Below are 21,385 nucleotides of genomic sequence, written 5' to 3' on the forward strand. Positions count from 1 at the left end.
CGGTGTGTGGAAGGGCCTCATCGCGAGCAGGCTCGCTCCCACAGAGGGCTGAGGTGATCACACAATTTGCGGTTGAAACACGGTCAATGTGGGAGCGGGCTTGCTCGCGAAGGCGTCGGCACTGGCGCTATTAACATCCGCCAACAAGCGCATATTCAGGCGCAACCCGGTCCCGGTGTTCTGCGCCCACAGCTGTCCGCCCTGACGCTGCACCGCATTCAGGGCGATGCTCAAGCCCAGGCCGAATCCACCATCCCCCGGCCGCGAACCGTCGAGGCGGGTGAACGGCAGGAAGATCCGCTCCAGATCAGCTTCTGCCACACCGCCGCCCTGATCCTCCAGCCACAGGTGCCAGAAATCGCCATCACGCTGGCCGCCCAACTGGACAACGCCTCCCACCGGCGAATGACGAATGGCATTGCGCAGGATGTTTTCCAATGCCTGGGCCAGGGTGTTGAGATGACCGCGAACCCAGCAGGATGAGTCCACCGTGCATTGCAACTGCGTATCGGGCCAGCCACTTTCATAGCAGGCGTTCTCCGTGAGCATTTCCCACAGGGCCTGGATCTGGATCGCTTCGTCGGGCAATCGGGTGCGCTCGGTATCGAGCCACGCCAGTTGCAGCGTGTCTTCCACCAGGCGCTGCATGCCATCGACCTCACGGCCGATGCGTTCGCGCAATGGCTCCAGCCCCTGCTCGCTTTCACTGGCCACCCGCAGGCGGCTCAAAGGTGTACGCAATTCGTGGGACAGGTCGCGCAGCAGTTGCTGCTGCAAGGCCACAGTGCTTTGCAGGCGCTCGGACATGTGATCGAACGCCCTGCCCAACTCGCCCAGTTCATCCGAACGATTGGTGGTGCGGCTCGATAGGCGCACATTCAGTTGGTCGGCACGCCAGGCGTTGGCCTGCTCACGCAAGTGGTTGAGTGGCACCACCAGCAAACGATAGAGCCCGACGCACAGCAGCAACGTGAACAGCCCCGGAATCACGCCGTTGGTGATCACCCGCCAGAACACCCGGTATTGCCCAGGCAGAAAGCGTTCGGGCAACTCGATCACCAGGCTGCCGGCGGACGGGTCACCGGGAAAGGGTATGCGCATCCACGGCCGGCCTTTCTTGTGGATGGGCCAATCGAGGCCGCGCAAAAAAGTCAGGCGCTCGACTTCCTTGTCCGTCAGCGACTGGTTGCTCAGGGACTGCAAATCACCGCCGATGACACCGACCCAGCCTTTTTCCCGCTGATGCATGCTCTGCAGCCAGTCATCGATGCCGGCGCTCTGGCGCTGCTGCCAGGCCAGTTCGGCTTCGGCGGCGTAGCGCGTCAGGGTGCCGCGGGCCTCATCGGAGAGGAACTGGTTGCGCTGCTCCATGTAACGACCCCAGGACCAACTCAACCAGATCATCAGCAGACAGAAAGCGACCAATAGACAGGCCAGTTTCCAGAACAGCGAATGCCTGCCCGGCAAGTTACATTTCATCGGCGGCGCTCAGGATGTAACCCTTGCCCCATACCGTACGCACTTCGCGATCGGTGTAGCCAATGGCCTTGAGCTTGCGGCGGATCTGGCTGATGTGCATGTCCAGGCTGCGGTCATGGGCCGCGTAACCGCGTTGCAGCACCTGTTGATAAAGGAAGGCTTTGCTCAGTACTTCGTCGGCGCTGCGGTGCAGCGTCTCCAGCAACCGATACTCGCTGCGGGTCAGGCCACCGGCCTGTTCCCCGTAAAAGACCTCGAAGCTTTCATCGTCGAAACGCAGGCAGTCCATCGACGGGGCTGGCACTGCGGGTGCGGGCCGGCGGTCGAGTGCCACCCGCCGCAGAATGGCTTCGATGCGCACCCGCAACTCCACCATGCTGAAGGGCTTTGGCAGGTAATCATCGGCCCCCAGGCGAAAGCCGCTGATGCGATCGGCCTCGGCACCAAGGGCCGACATCAGCAACACCGGGGTGGAATGGCTCTGGCGCAATTGAGTCAGTACCGCCAGGCCGTCCATGCCCGGCAGCAGGATATCCATCAATACCACGTCGAAAGGCTGACGGCGGGCAATGTCCAGGCCTTCCTGGCCGTTCTGGCACCAGGTCACCTGGAAGCCGCTGCGGTCCAGATGCTCATGAACGTAGGCTCCGAGCACAAGGTCGTCTTCGATGGACAGGATTCGCGGGAGGCCAGCAGTGATGGGAGTCATGACTATCTGCAAATAATTCTCAGTTGAGCGATTATTCAAGATTGCCTCGCCAGGGGCAACCCACCGTTTGTCCGTATTGCCATTGAGTCGTCCGGGCCGACGAATGACGGCACCATTTTTACGAGGATTGCCCGCGAGCAAATCGCTACACTGCGCAAGTGGTGCATGGCGGATGCATGTGCAGGCCTATAAATAGCGGGATGCAGGAGAGATGCGTGCTCAAGAAACTGGGAATCAAAGGCCGCGTGTTGTTGCTGACCCTGTTGCCAACCAGCCTGATGGCATTGGTGCTGGGGGGTTATTTTACCTGGATGCAACAGGCTGACCTGCAAACCCAACTCATGCAGCGCGGCGAAATGATCGCCGAGCAGCTGGCTCCACTGGTGGCGCCAGCCATGGGCCATCAGGACAACGAACTGCTCGAACGCATCGCCACCCAGGCCCTGGAACAAACCGACGTACGGGCCGTGACCTTCCTGGCTCCCGACCGCACGTCGCTGGCCCACGCCGGCCCGACCATGCTCAATCAGACGCCCTCCGGCGGTGGCACGCAAATGCTGCGCCGCAGTGGTAGCGATGCGACCCGCTATCTGCTGCCGGTGTTCGGCAAACACCGCAACCTGGCCGGGGACGTGATCCCCGAAGAAGCCGACCGCCTGCTGGGCTGGGTCGAGCTTGAACTGTCCCATAACGGCATGCTGTTGCGCGGTTACCGCAGCCTGTTCGCCAGCCTGATGCTGATCGCTGCGGGACTGACGGGTGCGGCACTGCTGGCCGTACGCATGGGCCGCACGATCAATCGGCCGTTGAGCCAGATCAAGCAGGCCGTGGCCCAACTCAAGGACGGCCACCTGGAGACCCGCCTGCCGCCCCTCGGCAGCCAGGAACTGGATGAACTGGCTTCCGGCATCAACCGCATGGCCGGCACCCTGCAAAATGCCCAGGAAGAATTGCAGCACAGCATCGACCAGGCCACCGAAGACGTGCGCCAGAATCTGGAAACCATCGAGATCCAGAACATCGAGCTGGACCTTGCGCGCAAGGAGGCCCTGGAAGCGAGCCGGATCAAGTCCGAATTCCTGGCCAACATGAGCCATGAAATCCGCACGCCGCTCAATGGCATTCTCGGCTTCACCCACCTGTTGCAAAAAAGCGAGCTCACCCCACGCCAGCTCGACTACCTGGGCACTATCGAAAAATCTGCCGACAGCCTGCTGGGGATCATCAACGAGATTCTCGACTTCTCGAAAATCGAAGCCGGCAAGCTGGTGCTCGACCATATTCCGTTCAACCTGCGCGACCTGCTCCAGGACACCCTGACCATCCTCGCCCCGGCCGCCCACGCCAAACAGCTGGAACTGGTGAGCCTGGTGTATCGGGACACGCCGCTGTCACTGGTGGGCGACCCGCTGCGGCTCAAGCAGATCCTGACGAACCTGGTGAGCAATGCGATCAAGTTCACCCGCGAAGGCACTGTCGTCGCCCGTGCCATGCTCGAAGAAGAACACGAAGACACCGTGCAGCTGCGCATCAGCATTCAGGACACCGGCATCGGCCTGTCGAACCAGGACGTACGCGCCCTGTTCCAGGCCTTCAGCCAGGCCGACAACTCGCTGTCGCGGCAACCCGGCGGCACTGGCCTGGGCCTGGTGATTTCCAAACGCCTGATCGAACAGATGGGCGGCGAGATTGGCGTCGACAGCACGCCGGGGGAAGGGTCGGAATTCTGGATCAGCCTGAGCCTGCCGAAAGCCCGCGACGATGCCGAAGACCTGCCTTCCGCGCCGCTGCTCGGGCGCCGGGTGGCGGTGCTGGAAAACCATGAACTGGCCCGACAGGCGTTGCAGCACCAGCTGGAAGACTGCGGCCTCAGCACCACACCGTTCAACACCTTGGAAAGCCTGACCAATGGCGTCACCGCCGCCCACCAGACCGATCAGGCCATCGACCTTGCAGTGCTCGGCATCACCAGCAACGACATGCCGCCGGAACGCCTCAACCAGCACATCTGGGACCTCGAGCATCTTGGCTGCAAAGTGCTGGTGCTGTGCCCGACCACGGAACAGACGCTGTTCCATCTTTCCGTGCCCAACCCCCACAGCCAGCTCCAGGCGAAACCGGCCTGCACCCGCAAGCTGCGACGCTCCCTGTCTGACCTGGTCAACCCGCGTCCGATGCGCAGCGAGCCGGGCGAACCGGTGTCCAGCCGTGCCCCGAAGGTGCTTTGCGTCGACGACAATCCGGCCAACCTGATGCTGGTGCAGACCCTGCTCGAAGACATGGGCGCCAAGGTGCTCGCGGTGGAAAGCGGTTATGCCGCCATCAAGGCGGTGCAGAACGAGACATTCGATCTGGTATTGATGGACGTGCAGATGCCCGGCATGGACGGTCGCCAGAGCACCGAGGCGATCCGCCAGTGGGAAAGCGAACGTCATTGCACGCCGCTGCCGATCGTGGCCCTCACTGCTCACGCCATGGCCAACGAAAAACGCGCGCTGCTGCAAAGCGGCATGGACGACTACCTGACCAAACCGATCAGCGAACGGCAATTGGCGCAGGTGGTGCTGAAATGGAGCGGCCTGGCGCTGCGCAATCACAGCCCGGAGCGCTCCGGTGATGGGCATGCTGGCGCCCATGACCTGTTGGTACTCGACCACGACGAAGGATTGCGCCTGGCCGCCGGCAAGGCTGACTTGGCGGCGGACATGCTGGCGATGCTGCTGGCGTCCCTGGAGGCTGACCGCGAAGCCATCCGCCTCGCCCAGCAAGGCAACGACCACAACGCCCTGATCGAGCGGGTCCATCGCCTGCATGGCGCGACACGTTACTGCGGCGTACCGCAATTGCGTGCGGCCTGCCAGCGCAGCGAAACCCTGCTCAAGCAACAGGACCCGAAAGCCAGCGTGGCACTGGATGAGCTCGACCGGGCAATCAATCGCCTGGCAGCCCAGGCGCGCATGAATGCTTGATGCAGCGCAATCGCGAAGGGTTGCCGGCGAGCTAACCTGACGACTGTCGAATGCCGGCTTGCTCAACGGCGCAGGCCACCTTCAAGGAGCACCGCATGCGTACGATTCTTTTCAGCAGCCAGAACTACGACCGCGACAGTTTTCTCGCTGCCGAACAACCGGCCGGCATCGAGCTGCAATTTCAGCCTGCGCGCCTGAGCCTCGACACAGTGGCGCTCGCCCAGGGGTATGAAGCGGTCTGCGCGTTCATCAATGATGACCTCGGCGCGGCGGTACTCGAACGCCTGGCCGCTGGCGGAACACGTCTGATCGCCCTGCGCTCGGCCGGTTACAACCATGTCGACTTGCCGACTGCAAAACGTCTGGGACTGGCCATCGTGCGCGTCCCGGCCTATTCGCCCCACGCGGTGGCCGAACATGCAGTGGCGCTGATCCTCGCACTCAACCGCCGCTTGCCCCGAGCCTGTAACCGCACCCGCGATGGGGATTTCAGGCTGCAGGGGCTGACCGGTTTCGATCTGGTGGGCAAGACCGTCGGTGTGGTCGGCACCGGTCAGATTGGCGCCACCTTCGCCAAAATCATGAACGGTTTCGGCTGCAGGCTACTGGCCTACGACCCCTGCCCCAACCCGCAGGTCGAAGCCCTCGGCGCGCGCTACCTGAGCCTGCCACAGCTGCTGGCCGAATCGCAGATCATCAGCCTGCACTGCCCGCTCAACGAGCAGAGCAAGCACTTGATCAACCGCCAATCCCTGGCGCACATGCAACCGGGCGCGATGCTGATCAATACCGGGCGTGGCGGCCTTGTGGACACCCCGGCGCTGATCGATGCCTTGAAAGACGGTCGCCTGGGTTACCTGGGGCTGGATGTGTATGAGGAAGAGGCACAGTTGTTCTTCGAAGACCGCTCCGACCTGCCGCTACAAGACGATGTGCTGGCACGGCTGCTGACCTTCCCCAATGTGATCGTCACCGCGCACCAGGCCTTCCTGACCCGCGAAGCGCTGGACGCGATTGCCGCCACCACATTGCGCAACATTGCAGCCTGGACGGCGGGCACACCGGAAAACCAGGTGACGGGAGACTGAAACGGATCGAAGGTCATCTGCCTGCACGATGCGGCGTTCAAGCCCGTGATAGCATATCGCGCATATTTGGAGGACCCATGGTCGAACACGATTTCCGCTACAGCCTGATGAACCCGCAACACACCCTCACCGAATGCCGCGCCCTGGTGCCGGGGCGCTATCAAGTCACCGGCAACGGTGGTTCGATTCGCAACAATGACGTGCTGGTCGTGACCCTCAAGGGTGCCAAGGACTTGTCCATGCGCCTGACCGTCGAAACGGTTCGCCACCTGATCAACCCGCCCGGCCAATGGGTCGCGGTGGCCAGTGGCCCGGTGTTCGGTGAACTGGCCATCCACACCTGGCAAGTGAACTGTGACAGCTGCGCCAAAGAGCTGAGCTTCGAGTTCGCCGTCGATGCCAAACTGGGCAACAAGGCCGAAAAACCTGCCGCCACCGCGCAGATTGCCGAATTGGGCTGGACCACCGTTGGCGAGAAACACCTGTGCCCGAAATGCCAGGAGCCTGCGTGATGAAACGCCTCGCTCTGAGCGCCATGGTCGGCGCCAGCCTGCTGGGCTGCGCCGCCGAGCCGGTGCAACTGCAACAGAACCGCAGCTACATTCTGGAGTGGATCGGCGAGCGGCCGTTGATGGACTACAGCCACCTGACCATCACCCTCGGCGAAGACGGCCGGGCCTACGGCAATGGCGGCTGCAACCACTGGTTCGCGCCGTACGCCCTCGAAGGCCACAAGCTGACCTTCGGCAAAATCGGCAGCACCCGCAAACTGTGTGCGCCGGCGCTGATGGAACAGGAAAAACGCTTCCTCCAGGCGCTGGAAAATGTCCAGCGCTGGGACGTCTCCCCGATCGAGCAGATGCGCTTCTGGCCAGCCGAAGGCAAGCCGCTGCGTTGGTGGCTTGAGGAGGGTTGATCCCCTAAAAGATCGCAGCCGGCGGCAGCTCCTACATGGATTGTCGTACACCCTGTAGGAGCTGCCGCAGGCTGCGATCTTTTTGTTTTAATTTTTAGCTTGCAACGCCTCAAGCTTCGCCATCACCCCCGCCGCCGTCTGTTCCCCCATCAACTGCTCACGCACCTTGCCCTTGTTATCGATGATGTACGTCACCGGCAACGCCTCACTGCGCGGCAGCTCGAACAGCTCGGAAGGGTCCTGTGCCAGCACGGTGAACCTGATCCCCAGTTTCTCGCTCGCGCCCTTCAGCTCTTGCCCCTGGACATTATCGAAGTTGACTCCGAACACACCGATTTTCTTGTCCTTGAGCTGCTCGGCCAGGGTGTTCAATTCCGGGATCTCGGTACGGCAAGGCCCGCACCATTCTGCCCAGTAGTTGAGCACCAGCCATTTGCCGTCCAGGCGGTCAGAGGCGATTTTATGACCGTCCTGGTCGATGCCATAGTCATTACCGCAGCCCCCCAGCATCAACGCTCCGATGATCGTCAATGCTGCTGCCAGTCGCCTTGTCATGTCGTGTTCCTTGTGAAAAATTGAATGCGCCTGCGACCCATCGCCTCTCACGGTTCTGGATTGCGCGCTGCACAGTTAGAATAGCCGCCACCTTACGCAAGATGCGACCCGCTCATGACCGATCTGACGCTTTATCACAACCCGCGCTGCTCGAAATCCCGCGGTGCGCTCGAACTGCTTGAAGCCCGTGGCCTGACCCCGACCGTGGTCCGTTACCTGGAAACCCCGCTGGACGCCGCGCAGATCCAGAGCCTGCTGGGCAAACTCGGGATCAACGCCCGGCAATTGCTGCGCACCAGCGAGGACGAGTACAAGACCCTCGACCTGGCCGACAGCAGCCTGAGCGAAGCGCAATTGATCGCCGCCATCGCCACCCACCCGAAACTGATGGAACGACCGATTCTCGAAGTCGGCGACAAGGCCATCATCGGCCGTCCACCGGAGCAGATCCTGGAACTGTTGCCATGAGTGCACCCTACATTCTGGTTCTGTACTACAGCCGCAGCGGCTCGACCAACGAAATGGCCCGGCAGATTGCCCGTGGCGTCGAACAGGCCGGGCTTGAGGCCCGCCTGCGCACGGTGCCGGCGATTTCCAGCGAGTGCGAAGCCGTTTCGCCGGAGATTCCCGACGAAGGTGCGCTGTATGCCAGCCTCGACGATCTGAAGAACTGCGCCGGCCTGGCACTCGGCAGCCCGACCCGCTTCGGCAATATGGCGGCACCACTGAAGTATTTCCTCGACGGTACCAGCAACCTGTGGCTGACCGGCGCCCTGGTGGGCAAACCGGCGGGCGTGTTCACCTCCACCGCGAGCCTGCACGGCGGCCAGGAAACCACGCTGCTGTCGATGATGCTGCCGTTGCTGCACCACGGCATGCTGATCACCGGCCTGCCCTACAGCGAGTCGGCACTGCTGGAAACCCAGGGTGGCGGCACGCCTTACGGCGCCAGCCACCACGCCGGTGCCGACGGAAAAAGCGGTCTGGATGCCCATGAAGTGGCGCTGTGCCGCGCGCTGGGTATGCGCCTGGCCAAGACCGCACAGAAACTGGAGAGCTGAGGTGGCCAAGAAGCCGAAGATCCTGCCCGCCCTCGAATGGCTCGAACCACGCGCCAAGGCGATGCGCGCCATCAGCCTGCTGTGCTTTTTCGGCCTGGTGGGTTTGCTGTGTGTTTACTACCTGGCGATTGCCGACCTGCATGGGGCACGCCCCTGGGTGATCCTGTTGATCGAACTGGTGCCACTGCTGATTCTGGCGCCGGGGATGATCATCGGCAGCCCTCGCGGGCATTCGTGGATGTGCTTTGTGGTGAACCTGTACTTCATCAAGGGCGCATTGGCTGCCTATGACCCGAACCGGCAAATCTTCGGTTTGCTGGAGATGGGCGCGAGTTTGGCGGTGTTTTGCTCGGCGCTGTTGTATGTGCGGTGGCGGTATCAGCTGAACCGTAAGTTGGCTGGCGAGGGCGAAGTTTCCGTCGCCTGATAGACCGCCATCGCGGGCAAGCCCGCTCCCACAGGATCTCTGTTGAAACACAAATGTGTGATCGACGCAAAAACCTGTGGGAGCGGGCTTGCCCGCGATTGGAGCGACCCGGTCTTAATGATTGACGGTGTAAGCCAGCATCATCGAAATCTGGCTCATCGGCCGCCCGCCACTTTCCTCATGCCACTGGTTGAACACGTCCTGCACCAACGCCAGGTCGCGCAGACTGCTCGGCACCTTGTCGATGACGTCCTGCGCATTCAGCGCCGCCACCACGTCATAGCTCGGTACAAAGGTGTCCTTGCCGATCATGCGCAGGAAGCGCGGGGCTGACAGCCCGCCCAACTGATGTCCGCGTTTTTTCAGGAAAGTCCAAAGCCCGACGATATCGGTCACCGGCCAATCGGCGATCAGCGCACCGAAGCTGCCCTTTTCATGAGCCACGTCCAGTATGAACTGCGCATTGCGCGGCACACTCTTGAGCTTGCCCAGGTGACGGATGATCCGCGTGTCCTGCATCAGGCGCTCCAGGTGCTCGGCGCTCATCAGCACGACTTTTTCCGGGTCGAACTGGAAGAACACTTCTTCGAAGGCCGGCCACTTGGCATCCACCAGGCTGTGCTTGAGCCCGGCGCGGAATACCCGTAGCGCCATCATCGAGAGGTAGCGATCGTCGCTGATCTTGCGCAGTTGCGCCGGGGTCTTGGGAACGGGCAGATGGGCTTCCAGTTCAGCTGCCGAACCGAAGCGGTTCAAGCAATACTCGTTCAGCCACTTGTAATCGCGCATGCCCTCTCCTGAGGATTGAAACGAAAACCAACTGTGGGAGCGAGCCTGCTCGCGAATGCGGTATGTCATTCAACATTGATGTCGACTGGCACTACGTTTTCGCAAGCAGGCTCGCTCCCACATGATTAAAGGTTGACCACGTTGACGAACCGCGAGGCCGCTGATTCGTCGATCTTCAGGCTGGTGAAGTCAAACAGATTGCGATCCGCCAGTTGCGACGGGATCACGTTCTGCAGGCTGCGGAAAATGCTCTCGGTACGGCCCGGGGTCTTGCGCTCCCAGTCCAGCAGCATTTCCTTGACCACCTGACGCTGCAGATTCTCCTGGGAACCACAGAGGTTGCACGGGATGATCGGAAATTGCTTGAAGTCCGAATAGGCCTGAATGTCTTTTTCATTGCAGTAGGCCAGCGGGCGGATCACCACGTTGCGACCATCGTCGGCGCGCAGCTTCGGGGGCATGGCCTTGAGCGAACCGTTGAAGAACATGTTCAGGAAGAACGTTTCGACGATGTCGTCGCGATGGTGACCGAGGGCCATCTTGGTCGCGCCGATTTCATCGGCGAAGGTGTAGAGCGTGCCGCGACGCAGGCGCGAGCACAGCGAGCAGGTGGTCTTGCCTTCCGGAATCAGTTCCTTGACCACCGAGTAAGTGTCTTTCTCGACGATGTGGTACTCGATCCCCAGTTCCTTGAGGTAGGCCGGCAGCACGTGCTCCGGGAAACCCGGTTGCTTCTGGTCCATGTTCACGGCCACGATCTCGAACTTGATCGGCGCGACCTTCTGCAAGTGCATCAGCACATCGAGCATGGTGTAGCTGTCCTTGCCACCGGACAGGCAGACCATGACCTTGTCGCCGTCTTCAATCATGTTGAAATCGGCAACCGCCTCACCGGCCAGTCGGCGAAGGCGCTTTTGCAGTTTGTTCTGGTTGACCGTGAGAGTGCCCATGACGCGAAATCCGTGAGGTGTGACGAAAGGCCGGCATTTTACGCAAATTCTTTGCACTTGTGGCGAGGGGGCAACATCTCCAGTTCACCTACAGACCCTGCAGCGATTAGCAACCAGGTTTACAGCGCGATTTGCTCTAAAGCCCCTACTTCCTCTGGGGAAACTCCTCCCTATACTGCGACATAAGGTCACATACAAATTCAGACCTATGACTTACTTGGCCGCATTGGCCCGTAGGCGCTCCACTGGGGGGCGACGGTAAAACAAGAGGAGTGACTGGCATGATCCATCACGTAGTGGGGCTCTTCACCCACCCTGACCAAGAATGGAAAGAAATCCGTGGCGACCAGGAGGAAAGCATCAGCCACATGTACCTCACCCATACACTGATCCTGGCGGCGATCCCCGCCGTGTCTGCCTTTATTGGCACCACACAGGTCGGCTGGGTCATCGGCAATCGGGCTCCCGTGATGCTGACCGTAGAAAGCGCGATATGGATGACGGTCATGTCCTACCTGGCGATGCTCGGTGGTGTCGCGGTAATGGGCGCATTCATCCACTGGATGGCCCGCACCTATGACGCCAACCCAAGCCTCGCCCGCTGCATTGCGTTTGCCACCTACACCGCTACACCGCTGTTCATCGGCGGCCTCGCCGCCTTGTACCCGCACTTGTGGCTGGGGATGATCGTCGGCACCGCCGCCATCTGCTACACGGTGTATTTGCTGTACGTGGGCTTACCGACATTCATGAACATTCCATCTGACGAGGGCTTCCTGTTTTCAAGTTCGGTGCTCGCCGTAGGCCTGGTGGTGCTGGTCGCCATCATGGCATTCACTGTCATTGTCTGGGGACTCGGCGTGGGCCCGGTCTACACCAGTTAACCGCTCATCACTGAAAATCAGAACTGCCGACAAAGGCCGCCGCAAGGCGGCCTTTTCATTCTTCAGCAACGAAAACGCACACGACCATTCGGCAACCTGGCGATTCGCAAGGTCCGAGGGTTGCGGCATACTCGAGCGCTCTGGAGATCCATCAAGCATGCCTGAGCAACTCAATACCCGCGTCGAAGACTGCTTCCAACTAGCCGAATCCTTTTTCAAACGACCTTTCAAGCGCCCCGTGGTGAGCCTCAAGCTGCGCGGGCAAAAAGCCGGTGTCGCGCATTTGCACGAGAACCTGCTGCGCTTCAACCCGCAGCTGTACCGGGAAAACACCGAAGATTTCCTCAAGCAGACCGTGGCCCATGAAGTCGCGCACCTGATCGCCCACCAGCTGTTCGGCGACCGCATCCAGCCCCATGGTGAAGAGTGGCAATTGATCATGCGCGGCGTGTACGAACTGCCGCCCAACCGCTGCCACACCTATGACGTCAAACGCCGCAGCGTGACCCGCTACATCTACAAGTGCCCGTGCGCCGACAGCGACTTCCCGTTCTCGGCGCAGCGCCACGGCCTGGTTCGGCAGGGACGGCGGTATTTGTGCCGGCGGTGTCGCAATACCCTGGTGTTCAGTGGGGAGATGCGGGTCGAGTAGTTGGATTTCCGGTGTATGTGCTGCCGCCATCGCGAGCAAGCTCGCTCCCACAGGGGATCTGTGGCGTGACACAAAACCAGTGTGGGAGCGGGCTTGCCCGCGAAGAGGCTGGTGCTGACGCTAGAGAATTACCTTGGCGAACCGCAATTGAGCAATCCGCTCAGCACTCAACCCCAACTCCCCCAACACCTGATCCGTATGCTGCCCCAGCGCCACGCCAATATGCCGAGGCTCAGGCAAACCTTGCGAAAACTTCAGCGGGCACGCCATCTGCGCCTGACTTGAACCATCGCCACGGGGCACGTCGGTCACCAACTCCCGCGCCTGCAACTGCGGATGACACAGCGCTTCTCCCAGGCTCAACACCGGCTCGACACACGCATCCAGTTCGGCGAACAGCGCGCGCAAATCGGCGAAGTCATGCTTTTCGAATTCGACCCTCAGCGCGTCTTTAAGCTGTTTCTGATGCGCCGGATGCGGTGACAGGCCGAGGCTGGCCAATTCCTCCAGCCCCAACGCCGTACACAACTGTTTCATGAAGGCCGGTTCCAGGCTGCCCACCGACAGCCAGCGCCCATCCCGGGAGCGGTAGTAATCGTAGAAGCTACCGCCGTTGAGCACCTGGTTTTCCGGACCCGGCTCGACGCCACAGGCCAGATACCCGGCACCCGCCATCGCATTCAGGCTGAACGCACAGTCGGTCATGCTGACATCCAGGTGCTGGCCCTGCCCGGTTTGCTGCCGGGCAATGACTGCCGCCAGCAAGCCAATCACTCCGTGCAGCGAACCACCCGCGACATCTGCCACCTGCATGCCCAATGGCAGCGGCCCACTGTCGGTCCGGCCGGTGTAACTCGCCAGCCCGGACAGAGCCAGGTAGTTGATGTCATGGCCGGCGCGGTCCTTGTAAGGACCGGTCTGGCCGTAGCCGGTGATCGACACATAAATCAATTTCGGATTGATCGCCTTCAGGGCTTCGTAACCCAGGCCCAGACGTTCCATGACGCCCGGGCGGAACTGCTCAAGCACGATGTCGTAGTCCTGCAGCAACGACCTGATCACCTCCAGCGCCTCAGGCTGCTTGAGATCCAGGGCGAGGCTGCGCTTGTTGCGGTTGAGGTAGGCATGACTGGCTGACACGCCTTGATCGTGGGGCGGCAACACCCGCAGCAGATCCATGCGCGTCGGTGATTCGATGCGCAGCACCTCGGCGCCCATGTCCGCCAGCAGCAACGAGGCGAACGGCCCCGGCAGCAGTGTCGAGAAATCCAGAACCTTGAGTGATGCCAGTGGACCGAGCATAAGTGTTCTCCAGTGCGATCCTCCAAGCCTAGGCAGCCGAGAACATCGTAGCAATCACCTGATGCGTCACTGGCGGTGACCGTTGCGCTCAAATCGCAGGCATGAAAAACCCGCCGAAGCGGGTTTTTCATTGCAGGCCGAGTTTCTGTGGAGCGTTTACTTGACGCTGGCCGGGGCTGGGCCTTCGGCCACGCCCAAGTCGTCTACTTCACGCTCGTCGGAGATACCGCGACCGCCGGAAGCCAGTTCGACTTGCAGCGTGTCTTCGTCCAGCTCTTTCACCCACTTGGCCACGACCAGGGTCGCAACAGCGTTACCCACCAGGTTGGTCAGGGCACGGGCTTCGGACATGAAGCGGTCTATACCGAGGATCAGCGCCAGGCCGGCCACCGGCAGGGAGCCAACGGCGGACAGGGTGGCAGCCAACACGATGAAGCCACTACCGGTCACACCGGCGGCGCCCTTGGAGGACAACAGCAGCACCAGCAGCAAGGTGATCTGGGCAGTGAGGTCCATTGGGGTGTCTGTCGCCTGAGCGATGAACACAGCGGCCATGGTCAGGTAGATCGACGTACCGTCGAGGTTGAACGAGTAACCAGTCGGGATCACCAGACCCACAACGGATTTCTGTGCACCCAGGCGTTCCATTTTGATCAGCATGCGTGGCAGAGCGGATTCCGAAGAGGAAGTGCCCAGCACGATCAGCAGTTCTTCACGGATGTAGCGAATCAATTTGATGACGCTGAAACCGTGCGCGCGGCAGATGGCACCCAGTACCAGGAGCACGAACAGGATGCAGGTGATGTAGAAGCAGATCATCAACTGGCCCAGTTGCACCAGCGAACCGACGCCATAGGCACCGATGGTGAAAGCCATCGCACCGAACGCACCGACTGGAGCGAGCTTCATGATCATGTTGATGATGTTGAACATCACGTGAGCAAAGCGATCGATGAAGTCCAGCACCGGCTTGCCGTAGGCACCTAGGCGATGCAGGGCGAAACCGAAGATCACCGAGAACATCAGCACTTGCAGGATGTCGCCGTTGGCGAACGCGCCGACGATGGTGTTCGGGATCACGTTGAGGACAAAGGCAATGATGCTTTGGTCTTTACCAGCCGAGATGAAGCCAGCGATTTTGCTGGTATCCAGGGTCGATACGTCGATGTGCATGCCGACACCCGGTTGCACGACGTTGACCACGACCAGGCCGATCAGCAAGGCAATGCTGGACACGATTTCGAAGTACAGCAGCGCATAGCCGCCGGTCTTGCCGACCGATTTCATGTTCTGCATGCCGGCGATTCCACTGACGACGGTACAGAAGATGATCGGCGCGATGACCATTTTGATCAGTTTGATGAACCCGTCACCCAGCGGTTTGAGGGCTACACCGGTCTGCGGGTAGAAGTGACCGAGCAAAATGCCGATAGCGATGGCAACGATCACCTGGAAGTACAGGGATTTATACAGTGGCTGACGAGTCGTCATTGCAAAGTTCCTCAAGAGTGCCTCAGTAACAACATCCATCTGTTGTCCCTGACACCTCATTTGCGAACCCTCCTGCACTGGAGGGATTTGTTTTTTCGAGCTGCGCAACGGCAGGCATCTGCTCGTTGTATCGCAAGGCCCGTGCCACCTTCCGTAAAATCCCTGCGTGCCTTTTTATATCTGGGGTTGCAGCCAATTCCCTGTCACCGAACGACTACAAGCATGTGGCGGATTTCCGCCCTTCCATTAAAAGTCGTCCTGCTATTTGGCGGATATCCGCCCTGTTCATGCCCGCGGTGCGCAGCTAACATCCGTCGATCAACGGTCGGATCTGCTGCCATGCGCGAACGCACCATCGCCAGTCATTTCGCCCGCGCCGCCCTGGGTGGTGCGCGTCGGCACGGCTACGACTATTCGGGCCTGCTACAGCAACTGGGAATCAGCCCCGAGTTGCTGGACGAGCCCCGGGCACGTATCGCTCCGGAGCAATTCACCCAACTGATCCAGGCGTTATGGCTGGCACTGGACGACGAGTACCTGGGGTTCGGGCAAGCCCCAAGCAGACCGGGCAGCTTCGCGATGATGTGCCATGCCGTAATTCACTGTCGCAGCCTGGATAAGGCACTCAATCGCGGCTTATTGTTTTACAGCCTATTCCCCGGGGCTCCGCGTTTGACCCTGAGCCGCGAAGATGAATGGGTGCGCCTGAGCCTGGACGACTCGCAACTCTGGGACCCGGATCATTTCCTCAGCGAAAGCCTGCTGGTGATCTGGCACCGTTTCGGCAGTTGGTTGATCGGCCAGCGCATTCGCCTGGAACAGGCCACGTTCAGCTACCCCCGGCCCGAACACGGCGCCGAGTACGACCTGCTGTTTTCCTGTCCGCTTGAGTTTTCCAGGCCCCAGAGCAGCTTGTTGTTTCACAGCCGCTACCTGACCATGCCGCTGTTGCAGGATGAACGCACCCTCAAGCATTTCCTCGAGCGCTCCCCCGCCGACCTGCTCTCGCGCCCGGACGATGGCGACAGTTTGAGCAGCCGCCTGCGGCGCTTGCTCAGTCGCGACAGCTCTCGCTGGCCCGACCTGGAAGCCGTGGCCGCCCACCTGCACATCAGCCCGCAAACCTTGCGCCGGCATTTGCGGGAAGAGGGTTCGAGCTTTCAGGAATTGAAGGACCAGTTGCGCCGGGACATCGCGATTTATCACCTGAGTCGCGCTGACCTGTCGTTGCAACAGATCGCCGAGCAGCTGGGGTTTTCCGAGCCGTCGGCGTTTCACCGGGCGTTCAAGAAGTGGACGGGGCTGACGCCGGGGGCTTATCGGGCGCAGGAGAGCTGAGTTTCAGCACCCACGTTGCGCAGTGATCACTGCCGCCCTTGCAAACACACTCGAAAATACCCCGTCCAGGTTTTGCGAACGCTTACTCTAAAGGCGGGATGATCAGTGACAAGCCAGGGTAAATTTTATCCGGATGATCCAGCACCGACCTGTTTGCATTAAAGATCAGTGGGTACTTGGCAGCATCACCATAAAACTCTCTGGCAACTTTGGACAGTGTATCGCCCCTTACAACCACATACATGTTCAACTGACTGACCGGCGGAATCGCCAGTGTGGCCGGTGATTCGAAATCCACATCGCCCAGCAGGTTTATCTGTTCGATGAACCGGCCAAGATTATTGGCCGTGGTCGCGTGTATGTCATGCATCAGCACAATGGAGTTCTTTCTTTTCCTTATTTGCTCAACACCATGGGATACCCAGCCTCCCGGTTGGTAGTTGCTGTTCCAGTCCAGGGTATCCACACTCCAGAGAACCTGCCGGTACCCCAATTCGGCGACAGTGCGATCGACCAGCGCATCGTGAGCACCATAAGGCGGCCTCATGATCAGGTCCGGCTGCTGGTAGGGAGCCAGTGCCTGCTCCGTCATTTTGATCTGATCGATGATCGTGTCTTTGTCCTGGCCGACCAGTCTTAGATGATCGTAAGTGTGATTGCCGATCCGGTGCCCTTCGCACAGGATGCGCTTGATACGCTCGCCATGTCTGGCAACCAGATTGCCAACAATAAAAAACGTTGCCTTGATATCAAACTGCGCCAGTGTTTCGAGCACGGTTTCGGTCTGGGTTTGCCGAGGACCGTCGTCAAACGTCAGCCAAACTTTCTTCCTTTCCATTTTTATCTCCTTTGGTGGCTTGTAACGCTTCAGCCCCTATCCACTCATGCAACCAACACAGGCTCTGCGTGTGCATGTCGTCAATATGGCGAGGCTTATTACCTGCCAGCAAACGGCTGAACGCCAACAAAACATTGTTGCCGGTCGTTTAACGCTTGATGCCTGTAGCGGCCCGAAAAGACCGCTATCAAATACCGGTTCAAAGCGCCGGAAAATGAATCCGGAACGCCGCCCCGCCCATCGGTGAATCGCCCAGGGTCAGCTTGGCGCTGTAGCTCTCGATGATGTCCTTGACCACCGCCAGGCCGATGCCCTGCCCCGGGTGCTGGCGGTCCAGGCGCTCTCCGCGCTCGAGAATCCGTGAGCGCTGATCCTGTGGTACGCCGGGGCCGTCGTCCTCGACACACAACTCGGTGCCGCTGAGGGTTTCACGCACACTGATGCGTATTTCGCCCAGGCACAGGCGATAGGCGTTTTCCAGCAGGTTGCCCATCATCTCCAACAGAGCGCCCTGTTCGATCGGTACGTAGCACGGGTCGGGCAGGTCGAACGCGACGTGCACGCGCTTGTCGCGATAGACCTTGTCCAGCGTATCGCACAGGCTTTTCAGCACCGGCCGCAAGTGCACCTGATGACGTACCAGGCCGCTTTTTCGCAGGCTGGCGCGCTGCAACTGGTAGCTGATCTGCTGGCTCATGCGTTCGATCTGGGTTTGCAGCACCCAGGCCTGATCGCGATCCTCGGGACGCTGGGCCAGGTCTTCACTGACGCCTTGCAACACCGCCAGGGGTGTTTTCAGACTATGGGCCAGGTCATCAAGGGAATCGCGGTAGCGACTGCGCTGCTCACGCTCACTGTGCAGCAAACGGTTGAGAGAGCCGGTCAGGCGCAGCAATTCCCGGGGATGTTCCTCACTGAGGCTTTCGCGGGTGCCACCTTCGATCTGGTCCAGTTCCTGGCTCAAGCGCCGCAATGCCTGCAAGCCCCAGGTCAAGCCGATCCACAGCAACGCCAGCAGCACCAGCAGTGCTGCGCCAAAACCCAGATAGAGATTTTCCCGCAGGCCTTCGAGGGTCACCTCGTACTCGCGAACCGGCTGCAACGCCACGATGCTGAAGGCTGCGCTTTTGCCGCCGAGCAACTTGACCTCGACGTCGTAGACGAAGAACTCCTGGCCATTGGCTTCGCGGATCCGCGCAAACTCGTTGCCACGCCCGTCGTAGCGCGGCTTGTAATTGATGCGTTCTTCCTGGGTCGCCTTCGAACGCCAGACCAGATGCCCTTCACGGTCATAGATGTAGCCGAGCAATCGGCTATCGGTAAGGTTGAAGCGTTCGTCGGGCAATTGCGCCGGCATCTGCAGGCTGTTGTTCTCCACCCGGGCGGCAGAGATCAGCGTGGTCACGTCGGATGCCAGACGCTGCTCGATGGAGTCCTGCAGCGCCAGGCTGAAGGCACCCTGCATCGCCGGCAGCAACGCCAGCATGAACAACACCGCCAACAGCGTGGCGGCGAGCATCAAGCGAATGCGCAGCGAACGGATCAAGTGCAACGCTCATTGAACAGGTAGCCCAGGCCGCGCACGGTGTCGATCGGCTTGAACCCGCCCGGCCCCTCCAGTTTGCGACGCAGACGTCCGACCAGCACCTCGATCACATTCGGATCACGCTCGTCGTCATCCGGGTAGAGCTGTTCCATCAAGCGGTCCTTGGGTACCACTTGCTGATGGTGACGCATCAGGTATTCGAGAATGCGGTACTCATACGCGGTCAGCGCCAGCGGTTGTTCGTCGAGGGACGCCTGCTTGCGATTCAGATCCAGCAGCAAGGGACCGGCAACGATGGTCGACTGGGTGAAACCACTGGAGCGGCGCAGCAAGGCATTCAGGCGGGCCTCCAGCTCTTCGAACTGGAATGGCTTGACCACGTAATCGTCGGCACCGGCGGCCAGGCCTTCGACCTTGTCCTGCCAGTTGCCGCGCGCGGTGAGGATCAGGATCGGGAAGCTCTTGCCACTCGAACGCAACTGGCGAATCAGGTCGAGCCCGCTCATGCCCGGCAGACCGAGGTCGATCACCGCCAGGTCAAAGTTGAACTGCGCGGTCTGGTACAGCGCCTCCTCGGCGTTGGCCACGGACTCGACCACGTGGCCGCTCTCCGTCAGGCGGGTTTGCAGGTGATGACGCAGCAGCGCTTCATCTTCGACGACCAGCAGTTTCATAACGCTCTCCCGGGCAAATCAACATCTCCAGAGGCACAACGTCGCACCTCAATAGCTAACATGGCAACGCCGGATCAGTCACTCGGGCTGATCCGGCTCAGGCCGCTCACGAAACGCTTGTCAGAAAGCGTAGTTGGCAGACAGGTAAGTCTGGGCGCTGCTGCTCAGGTCCAGCGAACCCTGCTTGCTGCCTCCGCGCTCACTCATCTCGGTGCTGGCGTTGCTGCGCAGGTAACGGTAACCCAGTTCAACCGAGGTGTTCTGCGAAACCTGTTGCAGCACACCCACCTGGCCACCGATGGCGTAGCCGATATCGCTGTCGCGGCTGAAGCCTGGCGACTCCTGAGTCATTTTGGTCAGGCCGGCCGTGGCGCCACCGAACAGCCTGGTGCTGCCGCCTACCGGGAAGAACAGATCGTAGCTGCCCAGGAGGTTTTCCTGACGCAGTTTAATGCCGTTGTGCGAGCCCGACACATTGTCGTAAGTGGCGTAGTAGCGGCCCTTGGTGTTTTGCTGGCCCAGGCGAACACCCCAGGTAGTGTCCTTGCCGATCACGCTATCGGCGTTCGGGTGATTGAGGTTGTCGTTCAAGGCGTGGGATTTTTTGACCTTGTCGCTGGTCTGTCCAAGAGTAAGGCTGGCGAAGTTTTCGTCGGACGCGAAAGCCGCAGTGCTTGCGCCCAGAATCGTGAATGCCAGAAGCAGTTTTTTGAATCCAGTCATTGGGGAGTTTCCTCATTTGCCGTTTGTTTTTTGGGTACGGGGCAAGGTTACGCACCGCGCCCTGAACTCCCCCTGAACACACTCTGAACCTGGGCTGAACCGACCCGCCCTGAATATTTCGACACGTTTCAACAGGAAATCCGACCATGCAATGGACAAGGCCGGCGCCGGCTACCCATTCGTCAGAAGCTTTGCACTACCCAGCCTCAAGCCAACCCGGCAAAATGCCAGATATGAATCCAACCCCCGCCCTGCCCGTCTGCTGCACGCCCCTCGATGACCATTGGCCGCTGCCGTTTGTGCTGCCCGATACGGTCCTGCTGAGCACTCATTTCGATAGCGCCCGACTGGCCAGCGATGACTTTCAGCGCAGCGCTGTCGAAGCGCCGGCGAGCATTCAACGCTCTGTCGCCAAACGGCAGGCGGAGTTTCTCGCCGGGCGAGTGTGTGCCCGGGCCGCGTTACAGCGGCTCGAAGGATTGAGCGTCATTCCGGCCATTGGTGAAGACCGGGCACCGGTCTGGCCTGCTCATATCGCTGGCTCGATCACCCACAGCACTGGCCGGGCCGCGGCGATCGTGGCGAACAAAAGCCATTGGCGCGGCCTGGGCATGGACCTGGAAAACCTGCTCAATGCCGAACGGGCCGAACGCCTGGCCGGGGAAATCCTCAATCCGCCGGAACTCCAGCGCATGGCGGCCGGTGATCACGATCAACGGGCGTTGCTGGTCACCCTGACGTTCTCGGTCAAGGAAAGCCTGTTCAAGGCCCTCTATCCGATCGTTCGGCGCCGTTTTTATTTCGAACACGCCGAAGTGCTGGAATGGAGTGAGTCGGGTGAGGTGCGGTTGCGATTGCTTACTGATTTGTCCAGGGAATGGCGCAATGGCACCAAGCTGGATGCGCAGTTTGGGGTCAAGGATGGGCAGTTGTTGAGCCTGGTCAGCATCAAGGCCTGAAGTCTTTGGCGCCTGTCAGGCCGCCATCGCGAGCA

22 protein-coding genes are annotated in these 21,385 nt (G+C 60.5%); 11 read left to right on the forward strand and 11 right to left on the reverse strand.

The window, feature by feature from the left end; translation table 11 throughout:
- Window positions 1–57: 57 nt before the first annotated feature.
- Both AC3IT9_RS22145 and AC3IT9_RS22150 read right to left on the reverse strand, forming a co-directional pair.
- Window positions 58–1,479, reverse strand: coding sequence for a histidine kinase sensor domain-containing protein (locus AC3IT9_RS22145; protein ID WP_489271033.1), 1,422 nt, complete (start codon window positions 1,477–1,479; stop codon window positions 58–60).
- Window positions 1,469–2,188 (reverse strand): response regulator transcription factor, encoded by a 720-nt coding sequence (locus AC3IT9_RS22150; RefSeq protein ID WP_150726125.1) that lies wholly within the window; start codon window positions 2,186–2,188, stop codon window positions 1,469–1,471. Before AC3IT9_RS22150 ends, AC3IT9_RS22145 begins: the two co-directional genes overlap by 11 nt.
- Window positions 2,189–2,403: 215 nt before the next feature.
- Between AC3IT9_RS22150 and AC3IT9_RS22155 the strand changes: the two genes are divergently transcribed.
- The 4 genes from AC3IT9_RS22155 (at window position 2,404) to AC3IT9_RS22170 (ending at window position 7,161) form a co-directional block, all read left to right on the forward strand.
- On the forward strand, window positions 2,404–5,157 hold the full coding sequence (locus AC3IT9_RS22155; RefSeq protein WP_489271034.1) for a response regulator: 2,754 nt from the start codon (window positions 2,404–2,406) through the stop codon (window positions 5,155–5,157).
- Between the two features lie 95 nt (window positions 5,158–5,252).
- Window positions 5,253–6,245 (forward strand): 2-hydroxyacid dehydrogenase, encoded by a 993-nt coding sequence (locus tag AC3IT9_RS22160; RefSeq protein ID WP_150754056.1) that lies wholly within the window; start codon window positions 5,253–5,255, stop codon window positions 6,243–6,245.
- Window positions 6,246–6,322: 77 nt separating this feature from the next.
- Window positions 6,323–6,757: a hypothetical protein gene (locus AC3IT9_RS22165; protein ID WP_489271035.1), complete on the forward strand. Its 435-nt coding sequence runs from the start codon at window positions 6,323–6,325 to the stop codon at window positions 6,755–6,757.
- On the forward strand, window positions 6,757–7,161 hold the full coding sequence (locus tag AC3IT9_RS22170) for an META domain-containing protein (protein WP_150726122.1): 405 nt from the start codon (window positions 6,757–6,759) through the stop codon (window positions 7,159–7,161). Before AC3IT9_RS22165 ends, AC3IT9_RS22170 begins: the two co-directional genes overlap by 1 nt.
- Window positions 7,162–7,248: 87 nt before the next feature.
- On the opposite strand, the gene AC3IT9_RS22175 is transcribed toward AC3IT9_RS22170, so the two are convergent.
- Window positions 7,249–7,716: a TlpA disulfide reductase family protein gene (locus AC3IT9_RS22175; protein WP_150726121.1), complete on the reverse strand. Its 468-nt coding sequence runs from the start codon at window positions 7,714–7,716 to the stop codon at window positions 7,249–7,251.
- A gap of 114 nt (window positions 7,717–7,830) precedes the next feature.
- Here AC3IT9_RS22175 and arsC point away from each other — a divergent pair, with 114 nt between their 5' ends.
- The 3 genes from arsC to AC3IT9_RS22190 are packed head-to-tail and all read left to right on the forward strand — an operon-like array spanning window position 7,831 to window position 9,204.
- Window positions 7,831–8,184, forward strand: coding sequence for an arsenate reductase (glutaredoxin) (gene arsC, locus AC3IT9_RS22180; protein ID WP_150726120.1), 354 nt, complete (start codon window positions 7,831–7,833; stop codon window positions 8,182–8,184).
- Window positions 8,181–8,777, forward strand: coding sequence for an NAD(P)H:quinone oxidoreductase (gene wrbA, locus AC3IT9_RS22185; RefSeq protein ID WP_095942677.1), 597 nt, complete (start codon window positions 8,181–8,183; stop codon window positions 8,775–8,777). Before arsC ends, wrbA begins: the two co-directional genes overlap by 4 nt.
- A 1-nt stretch (window position 8,778) precedes the next feature.
- Complete coding sequence (locus AC3IT9_RS22190) at window positions 8,779–9,204, forward strand: DUF2069 domain-containing protein (RefSeq protein WP_489271037.1); 426 nt, start codon at window positions 8,779–8,781, stop codon at window positions 9,202–9,204.
- 114 nt (window positions 9,205–9,318) lie between these two features.
- Here AC3IT9_RS22190 and AC3IT9_RS22195 read toward each other — a convergent pair whose 3' ends face one another.
- Both AC3IT9_RS22195 and ttcA read right to left on the reverse strand, forming a co-directional pair.
- Window positions 9,319–9,993 carry a DNA-3-methyladenine glycosylase I gene (locus AC3IT9_RS22195; protein WP_151214536.1) on the reverse strand — a complete coding sequence of 225 codons (675 nt, stop codon included), beginning with the start codon at window positions 9,991–9,993 and terminating at the stop codon, window positions 9,319–9,321.
- A gap of 125 nt (window positions 9,994–10,118) precedes the next feature.
- Window positions 10,119–10,943, reverse strand: coding sequence for a tRNA 2-thiocytidine(32) synthetase TtcA (gene ttcA, locus AC3IT9_RS22200; RefSeq protein ID WP_008051493.1), 825 nt, complete (start codon window positions 10,941–10,943; stop codon window positions 10,119–10,121).
- Window positions 10,944–11,224: 281 nt separating this feature from the next.
- Between ttcA and AC3IT9_RS22205 the strand changes: the two genes are divergently transcribed.
- Window positions 11,225–11,827 carry a Yip1 family protein gene (locus tag AC3IT9_RS22205; protein WP_150726117.1) on the forward strand — a complete coding sequence of 201 codons (603 nt, stop codon included), beginning with the start codon at window positions 11,225–11,227 and terminating at the stop codon, window positions 11,825–11,827.
- Between the two features lie 157 nt (window positions 11,828–11,984).
- The gene (locus tag AC3IT9_RS22210) at window positions 11,985–12,479 is read left to right on the forward strand and encodes a SprT family zinc-dependent metalloprotease (protein WP_150726116.1); all 495 of its coding nucleotides are present in this window, start codon (window positions 11,985–11,987) and stop codon (window positions 12,477–12,479) included.
- 120 nt (window positions 12,480–12,599) lie between these two features.
- Here the strand turns inward: AC3IT9_RS22210 and AC3IT9_RS22215 are convergent, their stop codons facing one another.
- On the reverse strand, window positions 12,600–13,781 hold the full coding sequence (locus tag AC3IT9_RS22215) for a CaiB/BaiF CoA transferase family protein (protein WP_489271040.1): 1,182 nt from the start codon (window positions 13,779–13,781) through the stop codon (window positions 12,600–12,602).
- 156 nt (window positions 13,782–13,937) lie between these two features.
- Window positions 13,938–15,272, reverse strand: coding sequence for a dicarboxylate/amino acid:cation symporter (locus AC3IT9_RS22220; RefSeq protein WP_150726114.1), 1,335 nt, complete (start codon window positions 15,270–15,272; stop codon window positions 13,938–13,940).
- Between the two features lie 339 nt (window positions 15,273–15,611).
- On the opposite strand from AC3IT9_RS22220, the gene AC3IT9_RS22225 reads away from it, so the two are divergent.
- On the forward strand, window positions 15,612–16,610 hold the full coding sequence (locus tag AC3IT9_RS22225; RefSeq protein ID WP_150726113.1) for an AraC family transcriptional regulator: 999 nt from the start codon (window positions 15,612–15,614) through the stop codon (window positions 16,608–16,610).
- A gap of 82 nt (window positions 16,611–16,692) precedes the next feature.
- On the opposite strand, the gene AC3IT9_RS22230 is transcribed toward AC3IT9_RS22225, so the two are convergent.
- From AC3IT9_RS22230 to AC3IT9_RS22245, 4 genes are all read right to left on the reverse strand, one after another.
- Window positions 16,693–17,448: a polysaccharide deacetylase family protein gene (locus tag AC3IT9_RS22230; RefSeq protein ID WP_489271041.1), complete on the reverse strand. Its 756-nt coding sequence runs from the start codon at window positions 17,446–17,448 to the stop codon at window positions 16,693–16,695.
- Window positions 17,449–17,647: 199 nt separating this feature from the next.
- The gene (locus AC3IT9_RS22235) at window positions 17,648–18,994 is read right to left on the reverse strand and encodes an ATP-binding protein (RefSeq protein WP_150726111.1); all 1,347 of its coding nucleotides are present in this window, start codon (window positions 18,992–18,994) and stop codon (window positions 17,648–17,650) included.
- Window positions 18,991–19,668, reverse strand: a complete 678-nt coding sequence (locus AC3IT9_RS22240) for a response regulator transcription factor (RefSeq protein ID WP_150726110.1) — start codon at window positions 19,666–19,668, stop codon at window positions 18,991–18,993. Before AC3IT9_RS22240 ends, AC3IT9_RS22235 begins: the two co-directional genes overlap by 4 nt.
- A gap of 120 nt (window positions 19,669–19,788) precedes the next feature.
- Window positions 19,789–20,391, reverse strand: a complete 603-nt coding sequence (locus tag AC3IT9_RS22245) for a hypothetical protein (protein ID WP_489271043.1) — start codon at window positions 20,389–20,391, stop codon at window positions 19,789–19,791.
- 233 nt (window positions 20,392–20,624) lie between these two features.
- On the opposite strand from AC3IT9_RS22245, the gene AC3IT9_RS22250 reads away from it, so the two are divergent.
- The gene (locus tag AC3IT9_RS22250; protein WP_489271044.1) at window positions 20,625–21,350 is read left to right on the forward strand and encodes a 4'-phosphopantetheinyl transferase family protein; all 726 of its coding nucleotides are present in this window, start codon (window positions 20,625–20,627) and stop codon (window positions 21,348–21,350) included.
- The last annotated feature ends 35 nt before the right edge of the window (window positions 21,351–21,385 follow it).

This window comes from Pseudomonas sp. KH_046_1 (assembly GCF_057839025.1).

Bases quoted from the DNA above. Each gene is read 5' to 3' on its own strand.
- ttcA (WP_008051493.1), bottom strand. From the start codon at position 10,943: ATGGGCACTCTCACGGTCAACCAGAACAAACTGCAAAAGCGCCTTCGC.
- AC3IT9_RS22150 (WP_150726125.1), bottom strand. From the start codon at position 2,188: ATGACTCCCATCACTGCTGGCCTCCCGCGAATCCTGTCCATCGAAGAC.
- AC3IT9_RS22145 (WP_489271033.1), bottom strand. From the start codon at position 1,479: ATGAAATGTAACTTGCCGGGCAGGCATTCGCTGTTCTGGAAACTGGCC.
- AC3IT9_RS22220 (WP_150726114.1), bottom strand. From the start codon at position 15,272: ATGACGACTCGTCAGCCACTGTATAAATCCCTGTACTTCCAGGTGATC.
- AC3IT9_RS22230 (WP_489271041.1), bottom strand. From the start codon at position 17,448: ATGGAAAGGAAGAAAGTTTGGCTGACGTTTGACGACGGTCCTCGGCAA.
- AC3IT9_RS22205 (WP_150726117.1), top strand. From the start codon at position 11,225: ATGATCCATCACGTAGTGGGGCTCTTCACCCACCCTGACCAAGAATGG.
- AC3IT9_RS22245 (WP_489271043.1), bottom strand. From the start codon at position 20,391: ATGACTGGATTCAAAAAACTGCTTCTGGCATTCACGATTCTGGGCGCA.
- AC3IT9_RS22225 (WP_150726113.1), top strand. From the start codon at position 15,612: ATGCGCGAACGCACCATCGCCAGTCATTTCGCCCGCGCCGCCCTGGGT.
- wrbA (WP_095942677.1), top strand. From the start codon at position 8,181: ATGAGTGCACCCTACATTCTGGTTCTGTACTACAGCCGCAGCGGCTCG.
- AC3IT9_RS22165 (WP_489271035.1), top strand. From the start codon at position 6,323: ATGGTCGAACACGATTTCCGCTACAGCCTGATGAACCCGCAACACACC.
- arsC (WP_150726120.1), top strand. From the start codon at position 7,831: ATGACCGATCTGACGCTTTATCACAACCCGCGCTGCTCGAAATCCCGC.
- AC3IT9_RS22170 (WP_150726122.1), top strand. From the start codon at position 6,757: ATGAAACGCCTCGCTCTGAGCGCCATGGTCGGCGCCAGCCTGCTGGGC.
- AC3IT9_RS22210 (WP_150726116.1), top strand. From the start codon at position 11,985: ATGCCTGAGCAACTCAATACCCGCGTCGAAGACTGCTTCCAACTAGCC.
- AC3IT9_RS22215 (WP_489271040.1), bottom strand. From the start codon at position 13,781: ATGCTCGGTCCACTGGCATCACTCAAGGTTCTGGATTTCTCGACACTG.
- AC3IT9_RS22195 (WP_151214536.1), bottom strand. From the start codon at position 9,993: ATGCGCGATTACAAGTGGCTGAACGAGTATTGCTTGAACCGCTTCGGT.
- AC3IT9_RS22175 (WP_150726121.1), bottom strand. From the start codon at position 7,716: ATGACAAGGCGACTGGCAGCAGCATTGACGATCATCGGAGCGTTGATG.
- AC3IT9_RS22240 (WP_150726110.1), bottom strand. From the start codon at position 19,668: ATGAAACTGCTGGTCGTCGAAGATGAAGCGCTGCTGCGTCATCACCTG.
- AC3IT9_RS22250 (WP_489271044.1), top strand. From the start codon at position 20,625: ATGAATCCAACCCCCGCCCTGCCCGTCTGCTGCACGCCCCTCGATGAC.
- AC3IT9_RS22160 (WP_150754056.1), top strand. From the start codon at position 5,253: ATGCGTACGATTCTTTTCAGCAGCCAGAACTACGACCGCGACAGTTTT.